This is a genomic window from Nocardioides sp. P4_G4, from assembly GCF_056401085.1.
This window is the reverse complement of the sequence record NZ_JBFUKA010000040.1, coordinates 11,974-38,661: the sequence shown is the minus strand read 5'-3', so window position 1 is coordinate 38,661 and position 26,688 is coordinate 11,974. Positions and strand designations below refer to the sequence as shown.

Genomic DNA, 26,688 nt, shown 5'->3' with positions numbered 1-26,688 from the left:
GCACGAGGGCGGCCACGCCGACCACGACCACCAGCACGGCGACGGCGACCAGGTCGGCAAGTGGGGACGACGGGGTGACGCCCTCGGCCACCAGCGTGGCCGTGACGTTGGCGCAGACGGCCACGCAGACCCAGCCGAGGTAGAGCCCGAAGGTCCCCTCGACGACCACCCGCTCGGCGAGCGCCGACGGTGCGCCGAGGTCGGCGAGGCGCCGCACCAGCAGGCCGAGCACCAGCACCAGGGCGAGGATCACGACCACGCTCGGCCACAGCCAGCCCTGCTGGGTGACCAGCAGCCAGGCGGCGTTGAGCGCCATCGAGGCCGCTGCCAGCCAGCCGGTGGCGCGTGCCCTCGGCGAGGCGGTGACCGACGGCAGCCACTGCCAGATCGTGTACGCCGCGAGGCCGGCGTACACCACCGACCAGATGGAGAAGGCCGGCCCCAGCGGCGCCAGCAGCGTGGCGTCGGCCGCCAGCGCCCCACCCGACGACTCCTCGACCCGGGTGCCGATCACGCCGACGCCCACCAAGGTCCCCACGATGCAGAAGACCTCGGCGAGCGTGACGACGACCTGGCGGGCCCGGTCGGCGCCGGTGGCTGACGTGGTGCGCTCCGCGATGCCCATGGCGCCATCCAACACGCCTCGCGGTCAGCCGCGCGCGCAGCCGTCAGGGTGTGAGCCGGTGCAGGTCGCGCGGGAAGAGGGTGACCTCCCGGACGTTGGCCGCCTCCACCAGCCGGGCGACCCAGCGCTCCAGCCCGATCGCGAAGCCGCCGTGCGGCGGCATCCCGTGTCGGAAGGCCTGGAGGTACGCCGCGTAGTCGGCCGGGTCCTCGCCGCGCGCGCGGATCGCGGCGTCGTAGTCGCTCGGCCGGTGCAGCCGCTGACCACCGGTGACCAGCTCGAGGCCGCGGAAGAGCAGGTCGAAGCTGTTGGACCAGCGGGGGTCGTCGGGCTGGGGGTGGGTGTAGAAGGGCCGCTTGGCCATCGGGTAGCCCTCGACCGCCAGGAAGTCCGACCCGTGCTCCTCCAGCGCCCACGCCCCGAGTGCCCGCTCGTGCTCGGGGGCCAGGTCCGGCTCGTCCGCGGGTGCCCCGACCAGCGCGAGCGCGTCGGCGAAGTGGATGACCGGGATCTCGGCCGGCACCTCCGGCACCCGCGCGCCGGTCCGCTCGACCGCCGTCGCGGCGTGCTCACCGATGCCGGCGACCATCTCGGCCAGCACCTCGCGCAGGACCGCGAGCACGTCGCGGTGGTCGCGGACGAAGCCCAGCTCGACGTCGAGGGAGCGGTACTCCGCGAGGTGGCGCACGGTGTCGTGCGGCTCGGCCCGGAAGACCGGCCCGACCTCGTAGACGCGCTCGAAGACGCCGACGAGCTGCTGCTTGTAGAACTGCGGGCTCTGGGCCAGGTAGGCCGGTCGGCCGAAGTAGTCCACGGCGAAGACGGATGAGCCCGACTCGGTCGCCGACTCCACGAACTTCGGGGTGGTGACCTCGGTGAAGCCGTGGGCGTCGAGACTGGACCGGAAGCCGCGCAGCGACGCGGCCGCCAGCTCCCAGCGGGCGCGCTGGGCGGGATGGCGCCACAGCACCGGGGCGTGGTCCAGGAGCGTGGGCAGCTGGACGTCCAGGTGCGGGCGCCAGAGCTCGGCGGGCGGGGTCTCGGCGGGCTCGGTGAGCGCCTCGACCACCGCCTCGGTGACCTCGACGCCGCCCGGCGCCTGCGGGTTGGAGGTGGCCGTGCCGGTCACCCGGACCGTCGTCTCCTCGGGAGGTACGACGCTCCCGRCCGGCAGCACGACCTGGGCCAGGCCGCTGCGGTCGCGGACGACCAGGAAGGTGATCTTCGCCAGCTCGCGCCGGCGGTGGACCCACCCCTCCAGCGTCACCGGGGACCCGGGCGCGAGGGTGGGCAGGGATGTGCAGAGCGATCTCATGGCGACCTCCAGGTGGACTGGGCCCTGGAGGTGTGGGCGGGGGCTAGGTCGCGGTGCCACCACACCTTTGCCGGGTCGACCCCGGCCTCTCGTCGGACACGCCGGACGCGCGGACGGCCGCTGCGCTGCAGGTGTGCAGGAGAGGTGTCAGGTCCCGCGGACGTCACCCCGATGCTAGGGCCCCCGACGCCCCTCGTGCACATCGTTTGCGGGCACCGGTCGCGTCGCCGACGTGCGGCACACTCGCCCCATGCTCATGCACCTGCGGCTCACCGTCCCCACCGAGCTCAGCGACGACGTGGTCGACCTGCTGGAGAGCCAGGACCGCTCGGCCAACCTCACCGTGCAGGTCGGGGCGTCCCGGTCGCCGGTGGGCGACCTGGTGGAGTGCGACGTCGCGCGCGAGCTGGTGGGGGAGGTGCTGACCCGGCTCAAGGCGCTGGCGCTCGACGAGGTGGGCGGCATCGTGGTGACCACGCCGACCGCGACGCCCTTCGCCGGCGCCCGACGGCTCGAGGCCGTCGCTCCCGGCGACCCCGAGGACGCCGTCATCTGGGACGCGGTCATCGAGCAGGCCTACACCGCGAGCCGGCCCACGGTGTCCTTCCACGTCTTCCTGGTGCTGGCGACGCTGCTGGCCGCGATCGCGGTGATCACCGACTCGGCCGTGCTGGTCATCGGCGCGATGGTGGTCGGGCCGGAGTTCGGCACGGTCGCTGCGATCGCGACCGGGATGGTCTTCGGCCGTCGCGGCCTGACCGTCCGCGCGCTGCGCCTGCTGGTGATGAGCTTCGCCGTGGCGATAGCGGTGGTGGCCCTGCTGAGCTTCGTGGCCAACCTGACGGGCCTCGTCACCCCGGAGATGGTCACCCGGGCCCGACCCCAGACCGGCTTCATCTGGCACCCCGACCGCTGGTCGTTCATCGTCGCGCTGATCGCCGGTGCCGCGGGCGTCCTGGCCCTCTCCACGGCCCGGGCCAATGCGATGGTCGGCGTCTTCATCTCGGTCACCACCGTCCCCGCGGCCGGCAACCTGGCCCTGGCCATCGGCACCTGGGCGCCCTCGGAGATGCGCGGCTCGATCGCGCAGCTCGGGGTCAACCTCTTCGGCATGCTGCTCGCCGGTGTGCTGGTGCTGCTCCTCCTGCGCGCCGTGTGGAACCGGGTCCTGGTCGGGGCGCAGCGACTCTTCTCGCGCCCGCAGGCGGGCGGTCAGTCGGCCACGAGGTAGCGGTAGGTGTGGTGGGTGACGAACCCCAGCCGCTGGTAGAGCCGGATCGCGCCCGGGTTGTCGGTCTCCACCTGGAGCATGGCGGTGCGCGCCCCGCGCGAGGCCGCCCAGTCGAGGAGCCCGGCCACGACCTGCGTGCCCAGTCCTCGCCGCCGGTGGTCCACCTCGACCGCCACCGCGTCGAGCACCACCCAGTCGCCGTCCAGCGTCGCCCGGCCGGTCGCTGTGCCGTCACCGAGCTCGATCACCACCCGGTCGGCCTCCTCGGCGTAGCGCTCCGTCGTCGGGGCATGGGGATCTCGTGACGTGGCGCCGCAGGCGCGCAGGGCCCCGGCGACCCCGGCGACCTGGCAGTGCGCCGACCCGCTGCCCAGGTCCCGCCAGCCGAGGTCCCGCAGACCGGACTCCACCTCGGAGCCGGCGACGGCCATCACCATCGGCTCCCGGTCCCGGTCGCGGTGCCACGCCTGCACGGCACCGGCCGCCTCCTCGAGCGCTCGGCCGGGGTCGCCCATCGCCAGCGCCGAGTTGGCCCGCCGCCGCAACCGTCCGTCGTGGGCCGGGGCGCAGCGCAGCACCCACTCGCCGAGCGGCTCGGCGACCAGGTCGGGCCACAGCACGTGCGTGTGGAGCTCGACGGCGCGCGGGGAGTCGCGGTGCCGCACCGAGGGGCGGGGCGGGACCGGCTTGCCGGACACGATGTCGGCGACCGGCACCCGGACGGGGCCGTGGACCGAGTCGATGAGCACGACCCCGTCGCGCCCCGTGCCCCACGCGAGGCAGACCCCGAGGACGTCGTTGAGGGCGGGCCCGCCGGTGGGACCGGTCTCCCCGCGCACCACGTGGCGCACGACCACCCGCTGGCCGACGACGTGGGGCCCGAGCAGGTGCCTGCCCACGAGGTGGGGTTCCGGCGTCGAGGACATGACGAGGATATTAGAGTGGTCACGTTCGCTCCATCCCTTGCCTCCAGGAGGACCCGGTGACCTACGTCATCGCCCAGCCGTGCGTCGACCTCAAGGACCGCGCGTGCGTCGACGAGTGCCCCGTCGACTGCATCTACGAGGGCAAGCGCATGCTCTACATCCACCCCGACGAGTGCGTCGACTGTGGTGCCTGCGAGCCGGTCTGCCCGGTGGAGGCGATCTTCTACGAGGACGACACCCCGGAGGAGTGGAAGGCCTACTACGAGGCTAACGTCCAGTTCTTCGACGACCTCGGCTCGCCCGGTGGCGCCGCCAAGATGGGCGAGATCGACAAGGACCACCCGCTCGTCGCCGCGCTGCCCCCGCAGGAGCACGACGAGTGATCCCGTCGGAGGTCGAGGAGGTCGCGCAGCGGCCCTCTCGGAACCCCCGATCCCTTGTGTCGCGGCGCCTCCCGGACTTCCCGTGGGACAAGCTCACGGAGCACGCCGCCCGCGCGCGCTCGCACCCGGACGRCATCGTCGACCTGTCGGTCGGCACTCCCGTCGACCCCACGCCCGAGGTCGTGCAGCGGGCGCTCGCCGAGGCTGCCGACTCGCCTGGCTACCCCACCACGATCGGCCTCGAGGCGACCCGCCAGGCGGCGATCGGCTGGTTGGGTCGCCGCTTCGGCGTCACCGGCCTCGGCCTCGATGCGGTGCTGCCGGTCATCGGCTCCAAGGAGCTGATCGGCTCGATGCCGGTGCACCTCGGCATCGGTCCGGGCGACCTCATCGCCTACCCCGAGCTGGCCTACCCGACGTACGAGGTGGGCGCCGCGCTGGCGGGAGCCCGCGCGATCGCGACCGACTCGCTCACGGCGATCGGTCCCGAGGTGCCGCGGCTGCTGTGGCTCAACAGCCCGTCCAACCCGACGGGCCGGGTGCTGCCCGTCGAGCACCTGCGCAAGGTGGTCGAGTGGTGCCGTGATCGGGGCACGATCCTCGTCTCCGACGAGTGCTACCTCGAGTGCGCGTGGGACACGACGCCGGTCTCGGTGCTGCACCCGGACGTCTGCGACGGCAGCCACGAGGGCATCCTGGCCGTCCACTCGCTCTCCAAGCGCTCCAACCTCGCGGGCTACCGCTGCGCGTTCGTCGCGGGGGACCCGGCACTCGTCGGCGAGCTGCTCGCGGTCCGCAAGAACCTCGGGCTCCAGATGCCCGGTCCCCAGCAGCGCGCGATGATCGCGGCGCTCGACGACGACACGCACGTCGTCGAGCAGCACGCCCGGTACGCCGCCCGGCGCGCCAGGCTGCGCGAGGCGCTGGAGGGCGCGGGTTTCCGCATCGAGCACTCCGAGGCGTCGCTCTACCTGTGGAGCAGCCGCGACGAGGACTGCTGGGCCACGGTGTCGGCCCTGGCCGACCTCGGGATCCTGGTCGCTCCCGGCGAGTTCTACGGCCCGGCCGGTCGCCGACACGTCCGCGTGGCCTTCACGGCCACCGACGAGCGCATCGACGCAGCGGTCGCGCGGCTCTCCGCCTGAGGCGCACGCCGCCTCGGGAGCACGCCGCGCCTCGCCTCACGATGCGGAGGTCACGTCCGCCTCCGACAGCGGCCGCCGCGAGCGCATCATGGTGTGCAGCCCCTCGGACGGGACCGCGTGCGGGGCGACGATCGGCCCGACGGTGGGCCTCTCGAGGGGTGCGCTCGGGGGCCGGACCACGGACCGGGAGGCGTCACCGCGCCGGGGGAGGGGCACGACCGTGGGCCGCGCCGACGGGTCCACGACCTGGTCAGCGCTGTCGCTGACCCAGGCGTCCCCCGGAGCAGCCGGCATCGGGTGTGCGCCGTCCTCCGGCTGATGCTGCTCGACCTCGGGGCGTTCCTCGAACGCCTCTGCGTGCCGCACCTGGACGGCGGAGATGCTCTCCATGCGCAGGACCGACAGCACGCCGTCGTTGCGATGGAGGACGAGCCCGTGCCCGTCCAGGGCGTTCACGTGCCCGGACAGCCACTGGCCGGCGACGAGCACGTCCACGCTCACGCCGGTTCCCTGGGCCCGGGAGAGGGCAGTGCCGATGGTGTAGAGAGTCGAGTTGCGCATGGCCGGGACGTTAGGACCGGAGGGTCCCGCCGTCCGCCGACGCCGCATGCACGTACCCACTTTGGGGAGGGGTGGATCAGACCGCCCGGTCGCCGGGCGCGGCCGGCATCGGATGGGCCTGGCCGCTCGGCATGGGCTGGGCCGCGTCCTCGTGACCGCCCGCCTCCACCTCGGGCCGCCCCTCGAAGACGGCGGCCTGGCGCACCTTGACCGCATCGATGCTCTGCATCCGGATGATGGAGAGCTCGTCGTCCTCGCCGTGCAGCACCACGCCGTGCCCGTCGAGCGCGCTCACGCGCCCGTGGATCCACTGGCCGGTGACGAGCAGGTCGACGGCCACCTCGGCGTCCTGGGCCCTGCTCAGGGCCGTGCCGATCGTGTAGAGCGTCGAGGTGAAGCTGGCCATGTCTGGTCCTCGCGATGGGCCGGTCGGAGCACCGGGTCGCGCCATGGTAGGCCCGCGACGGTCGGAGCCGGTCGGAGCCGGCGGCGACGGCGCCCGGGGTCAGTCCGCGACGTCGACGTGCACGTGGTCCCGGTGCTCCAGGATCGCCCGGTCGCCCCGGGAGGAGGACGGCACGTCGTAGTCGGTCCACCCGTCGTCACTGCGCGCCCCGGCCCGCCAGATCCGGTCGTCGAAGATGATCGTGTTGATCGACAGCCGGTCCGCCTGCGCGACCAGGTAGTGGGCGAGCGCCCAGCCGCGCTTGGTGTTGGCGGCGCTGATCGGCCGCACGAACACGTCGACGGCCCGGCCCTCGTAGTGCGCCGAGCCCTCCATGTGCCCCGACGACACGCCGCCCGGCTGGAAGCCCCCGAGGGAGAGCGGGCCGAAGGCCGCCTCGAGGTCCTGGCGGACGGTGGCCGCGCGGCGTACGAGACCGGTGTCGTCGAGTCGGTCGCTGGCCTCCTCGGCGTCGCCCGGGGTCTCGCACCAGAAGGCCGCCTCGTGGTTGCCGGTGAGCGCGGAGGCGAGCGCGCGCCCGTCGGCCTCGTGGTCGGCGTACGCCTCCGGGAAGGCGGAGCGCTGCACGGCCTGGGCAGCCACGGTGATCTCCATCGCCTCGTACCCGTCGACCCGCATCAGCGCGTCGTAGAAGGCGTTGATGGAGTGGACGGGGTCGAGGATCTCCTGGACCGTGCCCCAGCCCTGGGACGGGCGTTGCTGGAACAGGCCCACCGAGTCCCGGTCGCCGTGCTCGATGTTGAGCAGGTCCGACTCCTGGTACGCCGCGGCCAGCGCGATGCTGGCGGCGCGCGCGGGCAGCCCGCGCTGGACGGAGACAGCGGCGATGAGGGCGGCGTTCTCCGCCTGCTCCAGGCTCAGGTCGACGACCAGGCCRTCGACCTCGGCGGTGCAGCCGGAGGAGGCGAAGAGGGTGCCACCGTCGCGGTCGACCAGGACGCCGACCCCGACGAAGACGAGGACCACGACCACACCTGCGACGACGGCCCTGCCGAGCCGGGTCATGCGCTAGTCGTTGGCGTGGAGCGCGGTGTTGAGGGCGATGCCCTCGCGCTTCCACGGCACGGCCTCGATCGCTCCGCTGACCGAGTTGCGACGGAACAGGACGTTGCTGGCGCCCGAGAGCTCGAGGGCCTTGACGACCTTGCCGTCGTCGGCGGGCAGGGTCACCTTGGTGCCGGCGGTGACGTAGCAGCCGGCCTCGACGACGCAGTCGTCGCCGAGGGAGATGCCGATGCCGGCGTTGGCCCCCAGCAGGCAGCGCTCGCCGACGGAGACGACCTCCTTGCCGCCACCCGACAGGGTGCCCATGATCGACGCGCCGCCGCCGATGTCGGAGCCGTCGCCGACCAGGACGCCGGCCGAGATCCGGCCCTCGACCATCGAGGCGCCCAGCGTGYCGGCGTTGAAGTTGACGAAGCCCTCGTGCATGACGGTGGTGCCGCTGGCGAGGTGCGCGCCGAGGCGGACGCGGTCGGCGTCGGCGATCCGGACCCCGGAGGGCAGGACGTAGTCGACCATCCGTGGGAACTTGTCGACGCCGAAGATCGTGACGTGGCCCCGCTCGCGCTGGAGGCGGGCGCGGGTGAGCTCGAAGCCCTCCACCGCACACGGCCCGGCGCTGGTCCACACGACGTTGGTGAGCAGGCCGAACACGCCGTCCATGGAGATCTCGTGGGGCCGGACCAGCCGGCTGGAGAGCAGGTGCAGGCGCAGCCACACGTCCTCGGTGGTGGCCGGGGCGGCACCGAGGTCGGCGATCTCCACGGCCCGCAGCTCGCGGCGCGTGCCGCGGGCGTCGTCCGGCCCGGCGAGCGCGACCAGGGCGTCGGGCACGCCCTGGCCCGCGCGCTCACCCAGGGCGGGGGCGGGGAACCAGACGTCGAGGACGTGGTCGGCGGAGTCGAGGGTCACCAGGCCGTGGCCCCACGCGGGACGGGCAGCGGAGTCAGTCACGGCGGCAAGACTACGGAGTCGTGCCTCACTGCCCGGTCCGGCCGTCCAGGCACTCCCTCAGCAGGTCCGCGTGGCCGCAGTGGCGCGCGTACTCCTCGATCATGTGCACCACCACGTCGCGGACCTCGATCTCGTCGCCGTGCACGTCCACCAGCGCGTCGAGGTCGGTGCGCTCCAGCACCTCCCGGGCGTGGGCGACCTCCTGGCGCAGCAGCACGAACGAGGCGTCCACCAGCTCCTGGGTCGGCTCGCCGAACTCGAAGCCGCCGTCCTCGTGCTGGAAGTGCCGCTCGAGGTCGTGCTGCCCCTCCAGGATGCGGCGGAACCACGACTGCTCGACCCGGGCGAAGTGCCGCACCATGCCGAGCAGCGACATCCGCGACGGGGGCACGGAGCGGGTGCCGAGCTGCTCGGGCGTGAGGCCCTCGCACTTCATCTCCAGGGTGGCGCGGTAGTGCTCGAGGTACTCCGCGAGCACGGCGCGCTCGCCGCGCGCCGTGGTCTCGTTCATCCGCGGGTCCTGGTCCTGGGGCAGCCACATGCCGTTGAAGCCGATCTCCGTCATGGCCCCACCCAACCGCGTCGCCGCCCGTGGCCGCAACGCGGTTGTCGGACTCGGGGCCCGCCGCTCCCGGTCTGTCCCGGTCGGGCTCGGTCAGTCCCGGTCGGGGACGAAGACCTCGTCGACCGGCACCGCGAAGAGCCGGCTGATCCGGAAGGCCAGCGACAGGCGGGGGTCGAAGTGGCCCTTCTCGATCGAGATCACGGTCTGCCGGGACACCCCCAGGGCGTCCGCGCACTCGGCCTGTGACAGGCCGGCGTCCTCGCGCAACGCCCTGAGGCGGTTGTCCATCAGCCCTCCCGGCGCTGCAGCAGGACCAGCCGGGTGCTCATGTCGACCAGGCCGAGGAGCAGGAAGGCCCAGCTCGGCAGCGCGGCGGTGTCGAGGACCGAGGAGGCGAAGGTCGCCAGCCCCATCGCCACCATCGTGTCGTAGAACGCGCCGCTGCTCGCCCGGGTCGTCCACTGCGACTCGATGGAGTCGGCGTCGCGCTCGGGGTACGGCGTACGGTCCAGCACGATCGCGACCAGCGCGGCGATGAAGGGCAGGCTCATCGCGGCGAACACGGTGAAGGTGACGGCATCGGAGCCATCGGTGCGTGCCCAGGCGGCGACGGCCCCGACGGCGGTGGCGCCGACGAGCCCGGCGCCGACCGCGACCGCCCGACGGGTGGTGCTGCTGCGGTCGGTCTCGGTGCTGGTCATGAGGGCTCCCCGTGCGGTGTGGTGTATGACTTCTTTGACATGAGGATGGGTGAACGACGCGTCTCTGTCAAGTTTCTTTGACACGTCTCGATTCTGATTCGCGCCCTCCTCACCCCGCGCCGTACGATCGCGGCACAGGCGTCTGAGCCGTCATCAGCGGCGAGCCTTTCGGAAGAACGGCCGTCGCGCACCGGCGATGAGCTCACTAGAACCGGACGGGTGGCCCGTCACAGCCAGCAACGAGTGGCACCGCCGGGAGGCGGCGCAAGCGAGGTGGTACCGCGGTCGCGTCCGAGAAGTCGGCGCAGTCGTCCTCGTGGTTTCGAGACAGGACTCCGTCCTTCCTCAACCAGCGAGACGAGAGAGAACCCATGACGTACCCCAAGGTCAGCCACACCGACGCCACCACCATCCCGAGCGCGCCGACGTTCCCGGCGATCGAGGAGGCCGTGCTGGCCTACTGGGACGCCGACGACACCTTTGCTGCGAGCGTCGAGCAGCGCAAGGCCGGCACCGACGGCGACAACGAGTTCGTGTTCTACGACGGCCCGCCCTTCGCCAACGGCCTGCCGCACTACGGCCACCTGCTCACCGGCTACGTCAAGGACCTCATCCCGCGCTACCAGACGATGCGCGGCAAGCGGGTCGAGCGCCGCTTCGGCTGGGACACCCACGGCCTGCCCGCCGAGCTCGAGGCGATGCGCCAGCTCGGCCTCAAGACCACCGACGAGATCCACGAGCTCGGCATCGAGAAGTTCAACGCCGCCTGCCGCGAGTCCGTCCTGAAGTACACCGGCGACTGGCGCGACTACGTGACCCGCCAGGCACGCTGGGTCGACTTCGACAACGACTACAAGACCATGAACCCCGAGTTCATGGAGTCGGTCATGTGGGCCTTCAAGCAGCTGCACGACAAGGGCCTCGTCTACGAGGGCTTCCGCGTCCTGCCCTACTGCTGGAACGACGAGACCCCGCTGTCCAACCACGAGCTGCGCATGGACGACGACGTCTACCAGGTCCGCCAGGACCCGGCCGTCACCGTCGGCGTCCGCCTCGAGTCGCTCGGAGAGGACGACGAGCTCGGTGGCGTGCTCGCCCTGGTGTGGACCACCACCCCATGGACCCTGCCGTCCAACCTCGCGGTGATGGTCGGAGAGGACATCGAGTACGTCGTCGTCGAGGCGCCCGTCGGGGGCACCGACACCACGGCCCGCTACCTCCTCGCGGAGTCGCGGCTGGCGTCGTACGCCCGCGAGCTGGGAGAGGACCCGCAGGTCGTCGGCCGCTACCTYGGCGCCGACCTCGTGGGTCGCGCGTACACCCCGCCGTTCTCCTACTACCTGGGTCACGAGCGGGCCTTCCGGCTGGTGCCGGCCGAGTTCGTCACGACCACGGACGGCACCGGCCTGGTCCACACCGCGGGCGCCTTCGGTGAGGACGACAAGGTCGTCACCGACCGCGAGGGCATCGAGCCGGTCATGCCGGTCGGCAAGGACGGACGCTTCACCTTCCCGGTCGCCGAGTACGAGGGGATGCTCGTCTTCGACGCCAACCCGCACGTGATCGACCACCTCAAGGCCGCCACCCGCGGCGAGCCCGGCGGAGCGGTCACCCCCGGCACGGTGCTGCTGCGCCGCGAGACCTACGACCACTCCTACCCGCACTGCTGGCGCTGCCGCGAGCCGCTGATCTACAAGGGCGTCTCGTCGTGGTTCGTCGAGGTGACCGCGGTCAAGAACCGCCTGATGGAGCTCAACCAGCAGATCCGCTGGGTGCCCGAGCACATCAAGGACGGCTCGTTCGGCAAGTGGCTGGAGAACGCCCGCGACTGGTCGATCACCCGCAACCGCTTCTGGGGCAGCCCGGTGCCGGTGTGGAAGTCCGACTCCGAGGAGTACCCGCGCCTCGACGTCTACGGGTCCTTCGAGGACATCGAGCGCGACTTCGGCACCCTGCCCCGCAACGCCGAGGGCGAGCCCGACCTGCACCGGCCGTTCGTCGACGACCTCACGCGGCCCAACCCCGACGACCCGACCGGGAAGTCCACGATGCGCCGGGTCACCGACGTGCTCGACGTGTGGTTCGACTCCGGGTCGATGTCGTTCGCGCAGGTGCACTACCCGTTCGAGAACAAGGACTGGTTCGAGCACCACTTCCCGGGCGACTTCATCGTCGAGTACATCGGCCAGACCCGCGGCTGGTTCTACACGATGCACGTCCTGGCCGGCGCGATCTTCGACCGGCCCGCGTTCGAGACGTGCCTCAGCCACGGCATCGTGCTCGGCAACGACGGCCAGAAGATGTCCAAGTCGCTGCGCAACTACCCCGACGTGCGCGAGGTCTTCGACCGCGACGGCGCCGACGCGATGCGCTGGTTCCTCATGTCCAGCCCGATCCTGCGCGGCGGCAACCTCGTCGTCACCGAGCAGGGCATCCGCGACTCGGTGCGCCAGGTGCTCATCCCGCTCTGGAACAGCTGGTACTTCTTCAGCCTGTACGCCAACGCTGCGGGCGGCGGGCAGGGCCACGACGCCCGGCGGCGTACCGACAGCAGCGACCCCATGGACCGCTACATCCTGGCCAAGCTGCGGGAGTACGTCGCCGCGATGACCCACCAGCTCGACAATTACGAGGTCGCGAACGCGTGCGACTCGACGCGCTCGTTCCTCGACGTGCTGACCAACTGGTACATCCGGCGCTCCCGCGAGCGGTTCTGGGACGAGGACGCCGACGCGTTCGACACCCTCTACACGGTGCTCGAGACCGTCTGCCGCGTCACCGCGCCCCTGATGCCGCTGACCACGGAGGAGATCTGGCGCGGCCTCACCGGCGAGCGCTCGGTGCACCTCACCGACTGGCCGCAGGCCGAGGACCTGCCGGCCGACCACGACCTGGTCGTCTCGATGGACGCCGTCCGCGACGTCTGCTCGGCCGGCTCCGCGCTGCGCAAGGCCGCCGGGCTCCGCAACCGTCTCCCGCTGGCGCGGCTGACGGTCGTGGCCGACGCCGACCTGTCCGGCTTCGAGTCGCTGGTCGCCGACGAGCTCAACCTCAAGGTCGTCGACGTGCTGGCCACGGACGCGCCCGAGGCGGCGTCGTACGGCGTCTCGCAACGGCTCACCGTCAACGCGCGCGCCGCCGGACCGCGGTTGGGCAAGGACGTGCAGCACGCGATCAAGGGCTCCAAGACGGGTGACTGGTCGGTCGCCGAGGACGGCACCGTCACCGCCGGCGGGCTGACCCTGGTGGAGGGGGAGTACGCCCTGGAGACCGTGGCCGGCGCAGCCGACGACTCGACCGCGGTCGGGATGCTGCCGCGGGGCGGATTCGTCGTCCTCGACACGGCGCTGACTCCCGAGCTCGAGGCCGAGGGCGCCGCCCGCGACCTCGTCCGAGCCGTCCAGCAGGCCCGCAAGGACGCGGGGCTCCAGGTCAGCGACCGGATCGCCCTGTCGGTCTCCGGCCCCGCCGACGTGCTGGCCGCGGCGCGCACCCACGAGGCCCTGCTCGCCGAGGAGACGCTGGCCACGAGCGTGGCGTACGCCGACGCGCCCGCGGTCGCCGTCTCCGTCACCCGGGCCTGACCCGGCCGAGCAGTCCTGCCGTCCGGGCTCGGGCCCGGATGGTTGGATGGCGCCATGACGCTGGACCTTGTCCTGGACCTCCGGACCGACGCCGTGACCCTGACCGAGCAGCTCGTCAACATCGAGTCGGTCTCCCACAACGAGGCCGCCGTCGCGGACGCGGTGGAGGCCGCGCTGACGCCGCTGGCGCACCTCACGGTGACCCGCCGCGGCAACACGGTGGTGGCGCGCACCGATCTCGGTCGTCGGGAGCGGGTCGTGATCGCCGGGCACCTCGACACGGTGCCGCTCAACGACAACCTGCCGGCCCGGCGCGAGTCGCGCCCCGACGGTGACCTGCTGCACGGCCTCGGCACCTGCGACATGAAGGGCGGCGACGCGGTCATGCTGCGGCTCGCCACCATCGCCGACCCGGTCCGCGACATCACCTTCATCTTCTACGAGGCCGAGGAGGTCGACTCGGTCCACAACGGCCTGCGCAAGCTGACCGAGAGCGACCCCGACCTGGTGGTGGCCGACTTCGCGATCCTCATGGAGCCGAGCAACGCCAGCGTCGAGGCGGGCTGCCAGGGCACGATGCGCGTCGACGTACGCACCACGGGGGAGCGGTCCCACTCGGCCCGCAGCTGGAAGGGCGTCAACGCGATCCACAAGGCGGCGCCGATCCTGGCCCGGCTCAACGACTACGTCGCCCGCCAGCCCGTCATCGACGGACTCGAGTACCACGAGGGCCTCAACGCCACCGGCATCCGTGGCGGCGTCGCCGGCAACGTGATCCCCGACGAGTGCGTGGTCGAGGTCAACTTCCGCTTCGCCCCCGACCGGAGCGAGGCGGATGCGGAGGCCTTCGTCCGCGAGTTCTTCGAGGGGTACGACGTCACGGTCACCGACATGGCCGCCGGCGCGCTCCCCGGCCTCGACCGGCCCGCCGCCAAGGCGTTCGTCGAGGCCGTCGGTGGTGAGGTCAACCCGAAGTTCGGGTGGACCGACGTCGCCCAGTTCACCAAGCTCGGCGTACCGGCCGTCAACTACGGGCCCGGCGACCCGATGTTCGCCCACAAGCAGGACGAGCACGTGCCCGTCGAGCACATCGAGCGCTGCGAGCAGGTGCTACGGGCCTGGCTCGGGGATGGCGCCGTCACGGGTGGGCGGTCGTGAAGGACAAGGTGAAGGGCCCGATCCTGGAGCGGCGCAGTCAGGTCCAGGAGGACACCTCCGACCGGCGGCTGCTCGACTCCCGGGGGTCTGCGGCCTGGGTCCACGAAGACCCGTGGCGCGTCCTGAAGATCCAGGCCGAGTTCGTCGAGGGCTTCGGGGCGCTGGCCGAGCTCGGGCCCGCCATCGGGGTGTTCGGGTCCGCGCGGACCAAGCCGGACGCCCACGACTACGGCGTCGCCGAGCAGGTCGGGCGCCGGCTCGCCGAGGAGGGCTTCGCCGTCATCACCGGTGGCGGGCCCGGGGCGATGGAGGCCGCCAACAAGGGCGCCAGCGAGGCGGGGGGCGCCAGCATCGGCCTCGGGATCGAGCTGCCCTTCGAGGCCGGCCTCAACCAGTGGGTCGACAAGGGCATCAACTTCCGCTACTTCTTCGCCCGCAAGACGATGTTCGTCAAGTACGCCCAGGGCTTCGTCGTCCTGCCGGGCGGGCTCGGCACCTTCGACGAGCTCTTCGAGGCGCTCACCCTCGTGCAGACCCAGAAGGTCACCTCGTTCCCCATCGTGCTCATGGGCGTCGACTACTGGAGCGGCCTGCTCGCCTGGATGCGCGACACGGTGCTCGCCGAGGGCAAGATCAACCCGCAGGACCTCGACATGCTCACCCTCACCGACGACGTCGACGAGGCCGTCGCCATGATGGTCGCGGCCCGGGCCGACTCCGTGCCCACCCCGTCCGCCGAGCGGCCGGAGTGACGCGATGACGTGGCTCTTCGCGATCCTGATCGTGCTGGCCATGGGAGGCGTCGCGGTGGTCGCGTCCGGTCGCGGCGGGTCGCTCCCCGAGGAGTACGACGACCGTCCCGACGTACGCGTCCCGGCGACCGGCCCGCTCACCGGCGACGACGTACGTCGCGTGCGCTTCTCGCTCGGGCTCCGCGGCTACCGGATGTCGGAGGTGGACACCCTGCTCGCGCGGCTCGCCGCGCAGCTGGACGACAGCCCCGGGGCCGCCACCACGCGTGGCGACGGCGACCCCACCTAGGGCACACTGCGCGGATGTCCACCGAGATCCTCGTCTACATCCTCACGCCGCTGGCTGCGGTGGTCGTGGTGTTGACCCGGCTGCGACTGGCCCGGGGCGACGCCGCCGCCGGGCACTCCCAGATCAGCTCGCGCCTGCTCCTGGTCCACACGGTCGCCGGGACGCTGGCCCTGGTGCTGTGGGTGGTGTTCCTGGCGTTCCCCGACGACGCCTTCCTCGGCGGCTCGGTGGTCGGGATCGTGGCGCTCGGGTTCTTCTGGGTCACCGCGATCGCCGGGCTGCTGATCCTGATGCGGTGGCTGCCCACCCGCGGGAAGCACGCCGGCGAGAAGGCCACCGACAGCTGGAGCAAGGGACCCTGGCTCTCGGTCCTCGCCCACGTCGGGATGCTCGTCGGGGTCGTCGTGTTCTCCTTCGCCTACCTCACCTCCGCGGTATGAGGCGCCTCGTCGCGCTCGTCCTGGGCGCCGGGCTCCTCGTCTCCCTGCCGGGCCCGTCGGCGGGCACCGCGACCGCGGCGGCCCCTGCCGCTGACCGGCCGGCGGCCGTGGTCGAGCACCGCGTGATCGGCCACTCCGTCCAGGGCCGTCCCCTCCACGCCTGGCGCCTCGGGGAGCCGGGCAGGCGCCGCGTCGTACTGCTCTCCACGATGCACGGCAACGAGCCGCACACGCGGCAGATCCTCACTAGCCTGCGCGACGGGCGTGCGATCCGGGGGATCGACCTGTGGGTCGTGCCGGTGGTCAACCCCGACGGGCTGGCCCGGCACAGCCGCCGCAACGCCCACGGCGTGGACCTCAACCGCAACTTCCCGCACGACTGGGTCGACCTCGACGGCAACTACGAGTCCGGTCCCGGCCCGGCCAGCGAGCCCGAGACCCGCGCCGTGATGGCGTTCCTGCGGCAGGTGCGCCCGCGCCGGGTGCTGAGCTTTCACCAGCCGCTCAACGGCGTCGACACCGACACCAAGGACTCCGGCTTCGCCCGCCGCCTGGCCCGTGCGCTCCGGCTCCCGGCGACCACGCTGGACTGCGGTGGGCTCTGCCACGGCACCATGACCGGTTGGTACAACGCCCGCTTCGCCGGTGCTGCCCTCACCATCGAGTACGCCGCCCGCCCGCCCCGGCGCCGGATGGTCGTCGAGGCCCCGCGCCAGCTGCTCGGCGTGCTCGGCGCTCACCGCTGACCGGGCACTTCCCTGCGCATCAATCGTGCCGACCGGGCGTTTCCGTACGCCGATACGGCCAGGAAGTGCCCGCTCAGCGGCCGTGGAACGTCGGCTTCTCCTTGGCCATGAAGGCGTCGACGGCGGCGAGGTGGTCCGCCGTGCCGCCGGTGAGGGCCATCTTGTCTGCCTCGAAGGCCAGCGATTCCGCGAAGGAGTGCGACGAGGAGTGTTCGACCGCCTGTCGGATGGACCCGTACGCCACGGTCGGCCCCGCGGCCAGGCGGGCCGCCAGGTCGCGCACGGTGGCGGCGAGGTCGTCGGCGGGGACCACCTGCGTGGCCAGCCCGAGCTCGAGGGCCTCCGCGGCCGGCACGGTGCGCGGGAAGTAGAGCAGCTCCATCGCCCTGCCCCGACCGACCAGGCGCGGCAGCGTCCAGCTCGCCCCGGTGTCGCAGGACAGCGCCACCCCGGCGAAGGAGGTGTTGAAGGCCGCTGCCTCGGACAGCACCCGGAAGTCGGCGGCGAAGGCCAGGCTCGCGCCCGCCCCGGCCGCGACACCGTTGACCGCGGCGACGACCGGCTTGGGCATGGTCGCCAGGGCGAGCACGGTCGGGTTGTAGTGCCGCTCGACCGTGTCGGAGAGGGGCACGCTCGCGTCGCCGCGCAGGCCCGCGAGGTGCTCCTTGAGGTCCTGGCCCACGCAGAACGCCCGGCCGTTGCCGGTGAGCACGACACAGCGCACCTCCGGGTCGTCGGCCACCCCCAGCACGGTCTCGAGCAGCAGGTCCTTGGTCGCCACGTCGAGGCCGTTCATGGCGTCGGGACGGTTGAGGGTGATCGTGGCGACGCCGGCGTCGACGTCGAGCAGGACGGGATCGGTCGAGGTCATGCGCGCAGTCTGCCCGATCAGCCGGGCGTGAGCGTGCGAGCCACGAACGCCTGGGAGCCGCTGGCCAGCCGGTCGGCCTCGTGCCGGAAGAAGTCGGTCGCCCGACGACCCGCCCAGTCCTCGGGGAGCAGCTGCGGGGGGAGGCCCGGATCGGTGAAGAGGAACTTGCGCCACTCGTGGACCAGGTGGAAGCGGGCGGCGAAGGCCGCCTCCTCGGGATCGGCGTGCGCGGCCAGGTGGGCGGCGACCGTCGCGGCGGCATCGTCGAGCCACGCGGCGTACTCACTGCCGATCGCCTCGAGGTCCCACGCACGGGCCGGGGAGGCCGGCGGGTCGAAGTCGAGGGCCCGCGCGGTGGTCGCCGTGGCCCCGGCGCGCCCGAGCGTCTCGGCGAGCTCGACGCGGACCCACGGGCTCACCCAGACCCGGTCGTCGATGGCGGCGTAGCCGAGGTAGGGCAGGTCGCGCAGCACCGCCGCCCGCACCGCCCGGGAGGGGAAGGGGTCCAGGAGCAACAGCTGCCAACAGCCGTCCCATGCCTCGTCGCGGCGACGGTAGATGCGATCGGCCGCCTCCTCGAGGCGGCGGATGGCCTGCGGGGTGGCGGCGTACCCCCGGGCGCCCTGCACCATGGCCGGCTCCAGCCAGCCCTGGGACACCATCCTGGAGATGGCGGTGCGGACGGCCGGAGCGGCGATGCCGATGGGGTCGAGGAGCCGGACCAGGTCGGCGACCGCGGCGCGGTGTCCACGCGTGCGCAGGTGGTCGCCGTAGACGTCGAACAGGGCAGACCGCGCGTGCATGGACGGGAGTCTGCCAGCCCTGTGGTGCCCATCACTGCCGACATGAGGGATAATGGGCCGGTACTACTTCGTCGGGGCGGCCGAGCCGCCTCGATTTCGCATGTGGAGCCACGCGGCCCACTGAGCTGAATCAGGAAGAGGGTTGCGCCGATGGCCGCCATGAAGCCCAGGACTGGGGACGGACCGCTCGAGGTCACCAAGGAAGGCCGCGGCATCGTCATGCGCGTCCCGCTCGAGGGCGGTGGACGCCTGGTGGTCGAGCTCAACGCCGACGAGGCGGGCGCCCTCGGCGACGCCCTCAAGGCCGTCGTCGGCTGACCGTGGTCGTCACCCCCCAGCTCCCCTCCCAGGTCTCACCCCCGGAGTTCGCCCTCAGCCCGGCACTGCCGCACCAGATCGGTGGTGCCGAGGTCTGGGCGCTGCCGGTCCTCCCGGGCGAGGACGGCGACGTCGTCCTCGGTCCCGGTGCCGGCGAGGCGTCCGAGATGCTCGGGATCGACCTCCTCGACGTCCTCGAGGCGTCCCGCGCCACCGGGCGCACCGGTGAGGTGACCACGGTCCCGGTCGTCTCCGACACTGTCACCACCGTGCTCCTGGTGGGGCTCGGCGAGCAGACGGTCACCGACTTCCGCCGCGCCGGTGCCACCCTCGCCCGGGCGACCAAGGACCGCGCGAGCGTCGTCACCTCGATCACCGCCATCGCGCCCGAGGGGGCGTTGGCGGCCTTCGTGGTCGGCGCGACGCTCGGCTCGTTCTCGTTCCACTGGCGCTCCACGGGGCCGGCCGAGCAGCCCGTGGGCCGCATCGTGCTCGCCGGCGTGGACGACCACGAGGGTGTGTACGACGACGAGCTGGCCCGGGCGATCGCCCTCGGCGGAGCCGGGTGGCGCTCGCGGATGCTGGCCAGCGTGCCGGCCAACCTCAAGAACCCTGCCTGGCTCGCCGAGCAGGCCGAGGAGTTCGCGGCCGAGGCCGGCCTGGACGTCCGGGTCTGGGACGAGAAGGCGCTGGCCGCGGACGGCTTCGGCGGCATCCTCGCCGTCGGCGGCGGCTCCGACTCCCCGCCGCGCCTGATCCGCCTCGACTACACGCCTCCCGGCGCCACCAAGTCCACCCCGACCGTGGCGCTGGTCGGCAAGGGGATCACCTTCGACACCGGTGGCCTCGACATCAAGCCCGCCGAGAGCATGCTCTCGATGAAGCGCGACATGTCCGGTGGCGCCGCGGTGCTCGCCACGATGGCCGCCCTGCGCGACGTGGGCTGCCCCGTGCGGGTGGTCGGCCTGGTGCCGGCCGCCGAGAACGCCATCAGCGGTTCGGCGATGCGTCCCGGTGACGTGATCCGGCACTACGGCGGGCGCACCAGCGAGGTCAACAACACCGACGCCGAGGGCCGGCTCGTCCTGGCCGACGCGATGGCCTACGCCGTCGCCGAGGTGCGCCCCGACGTCCTGGTCGACATCGCCACCCTGACCGGCGCCATGAAGGTCTCCCTGGGGCAGGGGACCGGTGGCTACTTCGCCAACGACGAGGGCATCTCCACGGCCCTCGCCGCGGCGGCCGACGAGTCCGGTGAGCTGCTGTGGCGGATGCCCCTGGTGTCCGACTACGAGGACAAGGTGGGCTCGCGGGTCGCCGACGGCGACAACGCCGCCGGTGGCGCCGGCGCCATCACGGCCGCCCTCTACCTCCAGCACTTCGCGGGTGACGTGCCGTGGGCGCACGTCGACTTCGCCTCCATCGCCGAGGCTCCGGCCGAGCGCTACGAGTGGACCGCCGGCCCGACCGGCTTCGGTCCGCGACTGCTGCTCGCCTGGCTGGGGTCGGAGTCCCCGCTCGCGGGCGTCGGGCGATGAGGGGACTCACCGTCCGCTGGTCGCTCGCCGACGCCCCCCACGGGGTCGAGGAGCAGCTGGCGTCGTACGTCGCCGAGACCTCGCACGCCCGCTTCACCGGCATGGCCGGGCTGGGCTTCAAGACGTGGCGGATGCGCCGCGGCGAGTGGTTCGAGGGGTCTTACGTCTTCGGCTCCGACGACGCGCGCGTGGAGTTCCAGCGCACGTTCGAGGAGGGGGCCGCCGAGGCTCCCGGGTCCAGGATCATCGGCAGCCCGCCGATCCTCGTGGAGGCGTGCGACGTCGTCGCGATCGCCGAGGGCTGGGACGGCTTCACCGCCACGCCCCGCGCCTGAGGACTGACGCGGGAGCCCGAGGCCTCAGGCCTCGGGTGACCAGACCTTCTTGGYGCACAGCAGACCGTCACCGACGGGCAGCAGCACCGGGACGAGCGACGGGTGCTCGGCGACCGTGCGCCCGAGGTCGCGGATGGCCACCGTCTCCTCGTCGCGCTGCGCGGGGTCGGCGACCCGGTCGTGCCACAGCGCGTTGTCGAAGGCCACCACGCCGCCGGGGCGCAGCAGGCGCAGCGCCTCGGTGAGGTACTCGCCGTACTCACGCTTGTCGCCGTCGCAGAAGACGAGGTCGTAGTGGCCGTCGGTCAGGCGGGGCAGCACGTCGAGCCCGGCACCGGCGATGGTGCGCGCGCGGTTGGCGGGGACACCGGCCTCACCGAACGACTCCTTGGCCAGCCGCTGGTGCTCGGCCTCGATGTCCACGGTCGTCAGGACGCCGTCGGCGCGCATGCCACGCAGCAGCCACAGCCCCGAGACGCCGGTGCCGGTGCCGATCTCGACCACCGCACGGGCATCGAGGACGGAGGCGAGGAAGCGCAGCGCGGCGCCGGCGCCCGGGCTGACGGGGGACACCCCGACCTCCTCGGCGCGAGAGCGGGCGGAGGCGAGGACGTCGTCCTCGGCGACGAACGCCTCGGCGTAGGTCCAGCTCGCGGGCTTGATCGGCGTGGTGATGGTGGCCTCCTGGGTCGGACACGCACGTCAGCCGGGTCGCTGCTGCGCATCGAGTGGCGCGACTCTATCGCGCGGGAACACCGGGCCCGGCTCCCACGTTGTCCGGGGAGAACCGGCCCGGGATTCCCAGCCTCGCGGGGGCCGGCTCACAGGGTCCTCTCAGGACTGCTCCCTAGGTTGAGGAAGGCCAGAGCACTGTTCAAGCGCCACACGACCCAGCAGGGGGCAGCCGTGGACCCGTCCACCGACACCGCGGAGACCAGCGGCACGGACGCCGCCGGCACGGACTCGCGTGCCGCGGACGCGTCCGACCTCACGGTGCCCACCTGGGACGAGGTCGTCGAGCAGCACTCCGACCGCGTCTTCCGCCTCGCCTACCGGCTGACCGGCAACCGTCCCGACGCCGAGGACCTCACCCAGGAGGTCTTCGTCCGGGTGTTCCGCTCGCTGGACTCCTACACGCCCGGCACGTTCGAGGGCTGGCTGCACCGGATCACCACCAACCTGTTCCTCGACGGTGCCCGTCGCAAGCAGCGGATCCGCTTCGACGCCCTCTCCGACGAGCGCGCCGCACGGCTGCAGAGCGCCTCGCCCGCCCCCGACACGGCGTACGCCGACCAGACCTTCGACGACGACATCGAGAGCGCGCTCGCGACCCTGCCGCCCGACTTCCGCGCCGCCGTGGTGCTGTGCGACGTGGAGGGCCTCACCTACGAGGAGATCGCCGAGATCATGGACGCCAAGCTCGGCACCGTGCGCTCGCGCATCCACCGTGGGCGCGCCATGCTCCGCCGCGCCCTCGCCCACCGCGCGCCGGTCGACGGCCGCCAGCGGTACGCCGGCCCGGCCCTGGCCGACGAGGCGGGGGTCGCCCGGTGAGCCACCTCGGATCCCGGGTCAGCGCGCTGCTCGACGGCCGCTTGCCGGCCGTGGAGGAGGAGCGGTTGTGGGAGCACGTCCACACGTGTCACCCCTGTCGCGACCTCGTGGAGCGCGAGGGGTGGGTCAAGACGCAGCTCGCCGGCCTGTCCCTGGACCGCGGCGCTGCGCCCGCCGGGCTCAAGGACTCCCTGATGTCGCCGACGCCGGCGCTACGTCCCGATGCCTTCCCGATCGCTCTTCCCGCGGCCCGGCACCGGCACCGCGGGCTCGCGATGATCGGTGGCGGTGCCGCCGGCGCAGCCGTCGTCGGCGTCCTCGCCCTCGGCGCCGCCGGGACCCCGCAGATCGAGCGTCGGCCGCCGGTCGGCGACCTGAACCGCCCCGTCACGACCTCCACCGTCGACCCGCAGGTCCGTCCCGTGCGCCGCTCGCGCACCCCCGCGCCGGGACGCGTGTCGAGCTCCCGGTCGCCCGGCGTCACGACGGGCCAGACCCTCACGGTGCGCCACCTCCTCGACGAGGTGGCCGCGCGGGGGACAATGACTCCGTGAGCGACCAGGAGCACCCGGACCACGACCTGCCCCAGCGGCCCGCGCAGCACGACGAGCTGCCCGAGCACGCCGACGGCGATGCGGGGGAGCCGACGCAGCCGATCCCGGGCTGGACCCCGCCCAACCAACCGCCCGCCCAGCCCGGCGCGGGCGATGCGTCGTCCGTCGAGCCGTCGGGCCACCCGGCCCAGGCCGGGCCGGAGGCTCCTCGCGCCGCCACGCCCTTCGGGCCGCCGCAGCCGTATCAGTCAGGCCCTCCCGCCGGGCAGCCGTCGGGGCCGCTGTCCCCGATCCCCCAGCAGTCGTGGGGACCGGGCGGTCCGGCCGATCGTCCGTTCGGCGGGTTCTTCGCCGGTGAGGCCGCCACCACGCCGATGCCGGTGACCCACGGCGATCGGCCGCGCCGGGTCTCGCGCTGGTTGTGGCCGGCCGTCGCCCTGCTGGCCCTTGTGGTCGGCCTGCTCGGTGGATTCCTCGGTGCCCTCGGCTACGACCGGCTCGGGGACGACACCGGGCGCTACGACGGTGGCCTCGACGCCGTCGAGACCCAGGACGCGGCGCCCCTCGAGGCCGACAACGGCTCGGTTCCGGCCGTGGCCCAGGCGCTGCTTCCGAGCACCGTGCAGATCATCGCCGCCTTCGACGGCGAGGCCGGCGGCGCGACCGGGTCGGGGTTCGTGCTCGACCGGCAGGGGCACATCGTCACCAACAACCACGTGGTGGCCTCCGCCGCGCAGGACGACGGCGCGATCCTGGTCGTCGACTCCGAGGGCACCCGCCACGACGCCACCGTCGTGGGCCGCAGCCCGGTCTACGACCTCGCCATCCTGCAGATCGAGCCCGTGGAGGGCCTCGAGCCGGCTGCGCTCGGTGCCTCCACCGTGCTGCACGTCGGTGACCCGGTCGTCGCCTTCGGCTCGCCCCTGGGGCTGAGCCAGACCGTCACGTCCGGCATCGTCAGCGCCCTCAACCGGCCGGTGACGACGGGCGACTCGGACAACCAGTCGTCGTACATCAATGCGGTCCAGACCGACGCCGCGATCAACCCGGGCAACTCCGGCGGGCCGCTCGTCAACCTCGCCGGCGAGGTGGTGGGGGTCAACTCCGCCATCGCCACCACCGGGGGCAGCCTCACGGGGGAGACCTCGGGCAACATCGGGGTCGGCTTCGCCATCCCCATCGAGCAGGTGCGCACGACCGCCGACCAGATCCTGGCCACCGGCGAGGCGCGCTACCCCGTCATCGGGGCGCAGGTCCGCACCGGCGGCAACGACTCGGAGGGTGCGCTCATCACGGAGGTCAACGACGGCACCCCCGCGCAGGACGCGGGACTCCTCCAGGACGACCTGGTCACCCGTGTCGAGGGCGAGCCGGTCACCGACGGCATCGCGCTGATCGTGGCCATCCGCACCCACCAGCCCGGCGAGACAATCGAGTTCACGGTCCGTCGCGACGGCAAGGAGCGCACCGTCGAGATCACCCTCGACGGCGAGGTGGGCTAGTCAGTCCTCCGCGCGGGCGGCGTCGCTCTCGACGAACGGGTGGTCGGAGACGAACGTCTTGGTCTCGGCATACATCCGCTCGATGAACTTCTCCAGCTCGGCACCCTCGACGCGCCACTGACCACGCCCGCCGATCTTGATCGCAGGCAGGTCCCCCCGGCGCACCAGCGCGTAGACCTGGGCGCTGGAGGTGTTGAGCACCTCGGCCACGTCGGCCAGGGTGAGGAAGCGGGGGGAGTCGGGCATGGGGTCATGATGGCAAACTCCGTGGCCGCAGGGGTACGACGCCCCGATGGCTGTGGACGAGGAGGGTCCCCGTTCGGCCGCCTGTGGACGAGCAGGTGTGGGGAGCCGTCTGGCTGGACATGATGCGTGCGTGTCTCGGACCCACGCTGCCTCCGACGTGCCCGCCGCCACCCGCGCCCAGTCGCCCGGGTGGCGCGATCCCCGCCTGTGGGTCGGCGTCGCCCTCGTCGCCGTCTCCGTGGTCGCGGGGGCGCGTCTCCTCGGGGGTGCCGACGACTCCGTGACGGTCTGGTCGGCCGCCTCCGACCTGGCCCCGGGTGACCGGCTGACCGCCGACGACCTGGTCGCCACGTCCGTGCGCTTCGACGAGCCGGCCGACCTGGGCCGCTACCTCGCCACCGGCGAGGCGCTCCCCGACGACCTCCAGCTCGTGCGGGGCCTCGGCGAGGGCGAGCTCGTCCCCTCCGCCGCGCTGGGCTCGGCGGAGGAGAGCGACACGGTGAGCCTGTCGCTGTCCTTCCCCAGCGAGCTGGTGCCCAGCGGCATCGGGACCGGCTCGGTCGTGGAGCTGTGGGTCGTGCCCGGTGCCGACGGCCGCCGCACCGAGCTGACCGGGCCCGTGCTCAGCGACGTCGTGGTCATCGACGCGCCGAGCGCCACCGAGTCCCTCGGCTCCGTCGGGGGCGGCCGCCAGCTCGTGCTGGGCATCCCGCGCGGTGAGTCGGACGCCCTCGCCTCGCTCCTCGCCGCCAGCGAGGAGCAGCGCGTCCGGGTCCTCGGGCAGGGCTGACCCCGTGATCTGCGTGCTCGTGATGGCCTCGGGCGCCGCCTGGGAGTCGGCCGCGCTCGCCCGCCTCGACCGGGAGGGCGGCGTGGTGGTGCTCAAGCGGTGCGTCGACGTCGACGACCTGCTCGCCACTGCGACCAGCGGACAGGCCGACGTGGCGGTGGTCGGTCTCGAGTCACCGGGACTCGACCCGGCGGGGGTCGCCCACCTCAGGCGGTACGCCGTGCGCCCGGTCGCCGTCGTGTCGCGCACCGACGACCCGGACGTGCTGGCGAGGGCGCAGCGCATGGACGTCCACTCCCTGGTCGCCTTCGACGACCCCGACGGGCTGGCCGAGGCGGTCACGGCGGTCGAGGACGTCGCCGAGACGCGGGTCCGACCCGAGCCCGGTGCCGATCCGGGCGCGCCGGAGGTCCTCGAGGGTGGCGCCGACGGGGACCGTCGCCTCGTCGTCGTCTGGGGACCCGGGGGCGCGCCGGGGCGCACCACGACGGCGGTGACGGTGGCCTCCGAGGTGGCACGTCGCGGGCGCGACACGGTCCTGGTCGACGGCGACCCGTACGGCGGTGGCGTGGCCCAGCAGCTCGGCATCCTCGACGAGGTCTCGGGCATCCTCTCCGCCGCCCGGCTGGCCGGCTCGGGTCACCTGGCCGAACGATTCGGGTCGACCTGCCGCGGCGTCGGGGACCACCTCCGCGTCGTCACCGGCCTCCCGCGGGCCGACCGGTGGATCGAGGTACGCGGCTCGGCGATGGAGCAGGTCCTCGAGAGCGCCCTCGAGCACGGCGACGTGGTCGTGGACACCGGCTTCAGCCTCGAGGACGAACCCGGGCAGGACTTCGGGTCCCGGCCGTCACGCAACGCGATGACCCTCACTGCGCTCGACCTCGCCGACGAGGTGGTCGTGGTCGGCTCGGCGGACCCGGTCGGTCTGTCCCGCCTGGCGCGGGGCCTGGTCGAGCTCCGTGACCGCACCGGGGGTGTGCCGGTGCGGGTCGTGGTCAACCGGATGCGCCCGACCCTGGGCTGGTCGGAGCGGGAGATCGCCGGCATGGTCGAGGGGTTCTCGCGCGTCCTGGGGCTGCACTTCCTCCCGGAGGACAGACCGGCCGCCGACCGTGCGCTCGTCGCCGGGCGCGCCTTGGGTGAGGTCGGGGAGTCGGCGCTCCTGCGAGGGATCGGGGGCGTGGTCGACGCGGTCTTCCCCGCGTCGGTGGCTCCTGCGCAAGCGGGGCGACGGGCCGGTCGGCAGGGCAGTCGTCAGGGGGGTCGGCAGGTCGGCCGACGGGTCGGGCGGAGGCGGTGATGGGCTAGTCCGATCGGGTGATATGCCTCAC

General features: G+C 72.9%; 31 protein-coding genes. 17 read left to right on the top strand and 14 right to left on the bottom strand.

The window, feature by feature from the left end:
• On the bottom strand, window positions 1-625 hold a 625-nt coding region (locus AC1DQF_RS11085), incomplete at its 3' end, for a hypothetical protein (protein ID WP_477525277.1).
• A gap of 43 nt (window positions 626-668) precedes the next feature.
• A complete protein-coding gene (aspS, locus tag AC1DQF_RS11080; RefSeq protein WP_477525276.1) occupies window positions 669-1,940 on the bottom strand; it encodes an aspartate--tRNA(Asn) ligase in 1,272 nt (423 codons plus the stop codon).
• Between the two features lie 250 nt (window positions 1,941-2,190).
• Between aspS and AC1DQF_RS11075 the strand changes: the two genes are divergently transcribed.
• Entirely contained in the window at window positions 2,191-3,171 is a 981-nt protein-coding gene (locus AC1DQF_RS11075) for a DUF389 domain-containing protein (RefSeq protein WP_477525275.1), read from the top strand.
• On the opposite strand, the gene AC1DQF_RS11070 is transcribed toward AC1DQF_RS11075, so the two are convergent.
• Window positions 3,153-4,097, bottom strand: a complete 945-nt coding sequence (locus AC1DQF_RS11070) for a GNAT family N-acetyltransferase (protein ID WP_477525274.1) — start codon at window positions 4,095-4,097, stop codon at window positions 3,153-3,155. The genes AC1DQF_RS11075 and AC1DQF_RS11070 overlap by 19 nt on opposite strands.
• Window positions 4,098-4,153: 56 nt before the next feature.
• Here AC1DQF_RS11070 and fdxA point away from each other — a divergent pair, with 56 nt between their 5' ends.
• Together fdxA and dapC are read left to right on the top strand one after the other, a co-directional pair.
• Window positions 4,154-4,480: a ferredoxin gene (fdxA, locus tag AC1DQF_RS11065; RefSeq protein WP_056925203.1), complete on the top strand. Its 327-nt coding sequence runs from the start codon at window positions 4,154-4,156 to the stop codon at window positions 4,478-4,480.
• A 56-nt stretch (window positions 4,481-4,536) separates the two neighbouring features.
• The gene (gene dapC / locus AC1DQF_RS11060) at window positions 4,537-5,625 is read left to right on the top strand and encodes a succinyldiaminopimelate transaminase (protein WP_477525273.1); all 1,089 of its coding nucleotides are present in this window, start codon (window positions 4,537-4,539) and stop codon (window positions 5,623-5,625) included.
• A 36-nt stretch (window positions 5,626-5,661) separates the two neighbouring features.
• Here the strand turns inward: dapC and AC1DQF_RS11055 are convergent, their stop codons facing one another.
• The 7 genes from AC1DQF_RS11055 to AC1DQF_RS11025 all read right to left on the bottom strand — a co-directional run bounded on the left by AC1DQF_RS11055 (window position 5,662) and on the right by AC1DQF_RS11025 (window position 9,874).
• Entirely contained in the window at window positions 5,662-6,186 is a 525-nt protein-coding gene (locus AC1DQF_RS11055) for a hypothetical protein (RefSeq protein WP_477525272.1), read from the bottom strand.
• Window positions 6,187-6,262: 76 nt separating this feature from the next.
• Window positions 6,263-6,592, bottom strand: a complete 330-nt coding sequence (locus AC1DQF_RS11050; protein WP_477525271.1) for a hypothetical protein — start codon at window positions 6,590-6,592, stop codon at window positions 6,263-6,265.
• A 99-nt stretch (window positions 6,593-6,691) separates the two neighbouring features.
• A complete protein-coding gene (locus AC1DQF_RS11045; RefSeq protein WP_477525270.1) occupies window positions 6,692-7,657 on the bottom strand; it encodes a VldE C-terminal domain-containing protein in 966 nt (321 codons plus the stop codon).
• A 3-nt stretch (window positions 7,658-7,660) separates the two neighbouring features.
• Window positions 7,661-8,608: a 2,3,4,5-tetrahydropyridine-2,6-dicarboxylate N-succinyltransferase gene (dapD, locus tag AC1DQF_RS11040; RefSeq protein ID WP_477525269.1), complete on the bottom strand. Its 948-nt coding sequence runs from the start codon at window positions 8,606-8,608 to the stop codon at window positions 7,661-7,663.
• Window positions 8,609-8,633: 25 nt separating this feature from the next.
• Window positions 8,634-9,173, bottom strand: coding sequence for a DinB family protein (locus tag AC1DQF_RS11035; protein ID WP_477525268.1), 540 nt, complete (start codon window positions 9,171-9,173; stop codon window positions 8,634-8,636).
• Between the two features lie 90 nt (window positions 9,174-9,263).
• Entirely contained in the window at window positions 9,264-9,461 is a 198-nt protein-coding gene (locus tag AC1DQF_RS11030) for a helix-turn-helix transcriptional regulator (protein WP_477525267.1), read from the bottom strand.
• Window positions 9,461-9,874 (bottom strand): hypothetical protein, encoded by a 414-nt coding sequence (locus AC1DQF_RS11025; protein ID WP_477525266.1) that lies wholly within the window; start codon window positions 9,872-9,874, stop codon window positions 9,461-9,463. Before AC1DQF_RS11025 ends, AC1DQF_RS11030 begins: the two co-directional genes overlap by 1 nt.
• A gap of 371 nt (window positions 9,875-10,245) precedes the next feature.
• Between AC1DQF_RS11025 and ileS the strand changes: the two genes are divergently transcribed.
• The 6 genes from ileS to AC1DQF_RS10995 are packed head-to-tail and all read left to right on the top strand — an operon-like array spanning window position 10,246 to window position 16,843.
• Entirely contained in the window at window positions 10,246-13,458 is a 3,213-nt protein-coding gene (gene ileS, locus AC1DQF_RS11020) for an isoleucine--tRNA ligase (protein ID WP_477525265.1), read from the top strand.
• 54 nt (window positions 13,459-13,512) lie between these two features.
• A complete protein-coding gene (gene dapE, locus AC1DQF_RS11015) occupies window positions 13,513-14,616 on the top strand; it encodes a succinyl-diaminopimelate desuccinylase (RefSeq protein WP_477525264.1) in 1,104 nt (367 codons plus the stop codon).
• Window positions 14,613-15,368, top strand: a complete 756-nt coding sequence (locus tag AC1DQF_RS11010) for an LOG family protein (protein ID WP_477525263.1) — start codon at window positions 14,613-14,615, stop codon at window positions 15,366-15,368. Before dapE ends, AC1DQF_RS11010 begins: the two co-directional genes overlap by 4 nt.
• A 4-nt stretch (window positions 15,369-15,372) precedes the next feature.
• The gene (locus AC1DQF_RS11005; RefSeq protein ID WP_477525262.1) at window positions 15,373-15,657 is read left to right on the top strand and encodes a DivIVA domain-containing protein; all 285 of its coding nucleotides are present in this window, start codon (window positions 15,373-15,375) and stop codon (window positions 15,655-15,657) included.
• A 14-nt stretch (window positions 15,658-15,671) separates the two neighbouring features.
• Window positions 15,672-16,097 carry a hypothetical protein gene (locus AC1DQF_RS11000; RefSeq protein ID WP_477525261.1) on the top strand — a complete coding sequence of 142 codons (426 nt, stop codon included), beginning with the start codon at window positions 15,672-15,674 and terminating at the stop codon, window positions 16,095-16,097.
• A complete protein-coding gene (locus AC1DQF_RS10995; RefSeq protein WP_477525260.1) occupies window positions 16,094-16,843 on the top strand; it encodes a M14 family zinc carboxypeptidase in 750 nt (249 codons plus the stop codon). The genes AC1DQF_RS11000 and AC1DQF_RS10995 overlap by 4 nt, the downstream gene beginning before the upstream one ends.
• 73 nt (window positions 16,844-16,916) lie before the next feature.
• Here AC1DQF_RS10995 and AC1DQF_RS10990 read toward each other — a convergent pair whose 3' ends face one another.
• Complete coding sequence (locus AC1DQF_RS10990; RefSeq protein WP_477525259.1) at window positions 16,917-17,714, bottom strand: enoyl-CoA hydratase/isomerase family protein; 798 nt, start codon at window positions 17,712-17,714, stop codon at window positions 16,917-16,919.
• Window positions 17,715-17,731: 17 nt separating this feature from the next.
• On the bottom strand, window positions 17,732-18,517 hold the full coding sequence (locus tag AC1DQF_RS10985; protein ID WP_477525258.1) for a PaaX family transcriptional regulator: 786 nt from the start codon (window positions 18,515-18,517) through the stop codon (window positions 17,732-17,734).
• A 150-nt stretch (window positions 18,518-18,667) separates the two neighbouring features.
• Here AC1DQF_RS10985 and AC1DQF_RS10980 point away from each other — a divergent pair, with 150 nt between their 5' ends.
• Genes AC1DQF_RS10980 through AC1DQF_RS10970 form a run of 3 tightly spaced genes read left to right on the top strand, consistent with a single transcriptional unit; the run spans window position 18,668 to window position 20,708 of the window.
• Entirely contained in the window at window positions 18,668-18,835 is a 168-nt protein-coding gene (locus AC1DQF_RS10980; protein ID WP_154614071.1) for a DUF3117 domain-containing protein, read from the top strand.
• Window positions 18,836-18,837: 2 nt separating this feature from the next.
• Window positions 18,838-20,373 (top strand): leucyl aminopeptidase, encoded by a 1,536-nt coding sequence (locus AC1DQF_RS10975; protein ID WP_477525257.1) that lies wholly within the window; start codon window positions 18,838-18,840, stop codon window positions 20,371-20,373.
• Complete coding sequence (locus tag AC1DQF_RS10970) at window positions 20,370-20,708, top strand: hypothetical protein (protein WP_477525256.1); 339 nt, start codon at window positions 20,370-20,372, stop codon at window positions 20,706-20,708. The genes AC1DQF_RS10975 and AC1DQF_RS10970 overlap by 4 nt, the downstream gene beginning before the upstream one ends.
• Window positions 20,709-20,732: 24 nt before the next feature.
• Here the strand turns inward: AC1DQF_RS10970 and AC1DQF_RS10965 are convergent, their stop codons facing one another.
• Window positions 20,733-21,281: an O-methyltransferase gene (locus AC1DQF_RS10965; protein ID WP_477525255.1), complete on the bottom strand. Its 549-nt coding sequence runs from the start codon at window positions 21,279-21,281 to the stop codon at window positions 20,733-20,735.
• A gap of 333 nt (window positions 21,282-21,614) precedes the next feature.
• Between AC1DQF_RS10965 and sigE the strand changes: the two genes are divergently transcribed.
• From sigE to AC1DQF_RS10950, 3 genes are read left to right on the top strand one after another with little or no spacing between them, the layout of a single operon-like run.
• Complete coding sequence (gene sigE, locus AC1DQF_RS10960) at window positions 21,615-22,262, top strand: RNA polymerase sigma factor SigE (protein ID WP_477525254.1); 648 nt, start codon at window positions 21,615-21,617, stop codon at window positions 22,260-22,262.
• Window positions 22,259-22,816, top strand: a complete 558-nt coding sequence (locus AC1DQF_RS10955) for an anti-sigma factor family protein (protein WP_477525253.1) — start codon at window positions 22,259-22,261, stop codon at window positions 22,814-22,816. The genes sigE and AC1DQF_RS10955 overlap by 4 nt, the downstream gene beginning before the upstream one ends.
• On the top strand, window positions 22,813-24,318 hold the full coding sequence (locus AC1DQF_RS10950; RefSeq protein ID WP_477525252.1) for a S1C family serine protease: 1,506 nt from the start codon (window positions 22,813-22,815) through the stop codon (window positions 24,316-24,318). Before AC1DQF_RS10955 ends, AC1DQF_RS10950 begins: the two co-directional genes overlap by 4 nt.
• On the opposite strand, the gene AC1DQF_RS10945 is transcribed toward AC1DQF_RS10950, so the two are convergent.
• Complete coding sequence (locus tag AC1DQF_RS10945) at window positions 24,319-24,564, bottom strand: helix-turn-helix domain-containing protein (RefSeq protein WP_477525251.1); 246 nt, start codon at window positions 24,562-24,564, stop codon at window positions 24,319-24,321. It lies immediately after the preceding gene.
• Between the two features lie 130 nt (window positions 24,565-24,694).
• Here AC1DQF_RS10945 and AC1DQF_RS10940 point away from each other — a divergent pair, with 130 nt between their 5' ends.
• On the top strand, window positions 24,695-25,354 hold the full coding sequence (locus tag AC1DQF_RS10940) for a hypothetical protein (protein WP_477525250.1): 660 nt from the start codon (window positions 24,695-24,697) through the stop codon (window positions 25,352-25,354).
• A 4-nt stretch (window positions 25,355-25,358) separates the two neighbouring features.
• Entirely contained in the window at window positions 25,359-26,657 is a 1,299-nt protein-coding gene (locus tag AC1DQF_RS10935; RefSeq protein ID WP_477525249.1) for a CpaE/TadZ family protein, read from the top strand.
• Window positions 26,658-26,688 lie beyond the last annotated feature (31 nt).

Coding starts and splice junctions, on each gene's coding strand:
- AC1DQF_RS11075 (WP_477525275.1), top strand. CDS start 2,191: ATGCTCATGCACCTGCGGCTCACCGTCCCCACCGAGCTCAGCGACGAC.
- AC1DQF_RS11070 (WP_477525274.1), bottom strand. CDS start 4,097: ATGTCCTCGACGCCGGAACCCCACCTCGTGGGCAGGCACCTGCTCGGG.
- AC1DQF_RS11055 (WP_477525272.1), bottom strand. CDS start 6,186: ATGCGCAACTCGACTCTCTACACCATCGGCACTGCCCTCTCCCGGGCC.
- AC1DQF_RS11050 (WP_477525271.1), bottom strand. CDS start 6,592: ATGGCCAGCTTCACCTCGACGCTCTACACGATCGGCACGGCCCTGAGC.
- AC1DQF_RS11035 (WP_477525268.1), bottom strand. CDS start 9,173: ATGACGGAGATCGGCTTCAACGGCATGTGGCTGCCCCAGGACCAGGAC.
- AC1DQF_RS11030 (WP_477525267.1), bottom strand. CDS start 9,461: ATGGACAACCGCCTCAGGGCGTTGCGCGAGGACGCCGGCCTGTCACAG.
- AC1DQF_RS11025 (WP_477525266.1), bottom strand. CDS start 9,874: ATGACCAGCACCGAGACCGACCGCAGCAGCACCACCCGTCGGGCGGTC.
- dapE (WP_477525264.1), top strand. CDS start 13,513: ATGACGCTGGACCTTGTCCTGGACCTCCGGACCGACGCCGTGACCCTG.
- AC1DQF_RS11005 (WP_477525262.1), top strand. CDS start 15,373: ATGACGTGGCTCTTCGCGATCCTGATCGTGCTGGCCATGGGAGGCGTC.
- AC1DQF_RS11000 (WP_477525261.1), top strand. CDS start 15,672: ATGTCCACCGAGATCCTCGTCTACATCCTCACGCCGCTGGCTGCGGTG.
- AC1DQF_RS10995 (WP_477525260.1), top strand. CDS start 16,094: ATGAGGCGCCTCGTCGCGCTCGTCCTGGGCGCCGGGCTCCTCGTCTCC.
- AC1DQF_RS10990 (WP_477525259.1), bottom strand. CDS start 17,714: ATGACCTCGACCGATCCCGTCCTGCTCGACGTCGACGCCGGCGTCGCC.
- AC1DQF_RS10985 (WP_477525258.1), bottom strand. CDS start 18,517: ATGCACGCGCGGTCTGCCCTGTTCGACGTCTACGGCGACCACCTGCGC.
- AC1DQF_RS10980 (WP_154614071.1), top strand. CDS start 18,668: ATGGCCGCCATGAAGCCCAGGACTGGGGACGGACCGCTCGAGGTCACC.
- AC1DQF_RS10970 (WP_477525256.1), top strand. CDS start 20,370: ATGAGGGGACTCACCGTCCGCTGGTCGCTCGCCGACGCCCCCCACGGG.
- AC1DQF_RS10945 (WP_477525251.1), bottom strand. CDS start 24,564: ATGCCCGACTCCCCCCGCTTCCTCACCCTGGCCGACGTGGCCGAGGTG.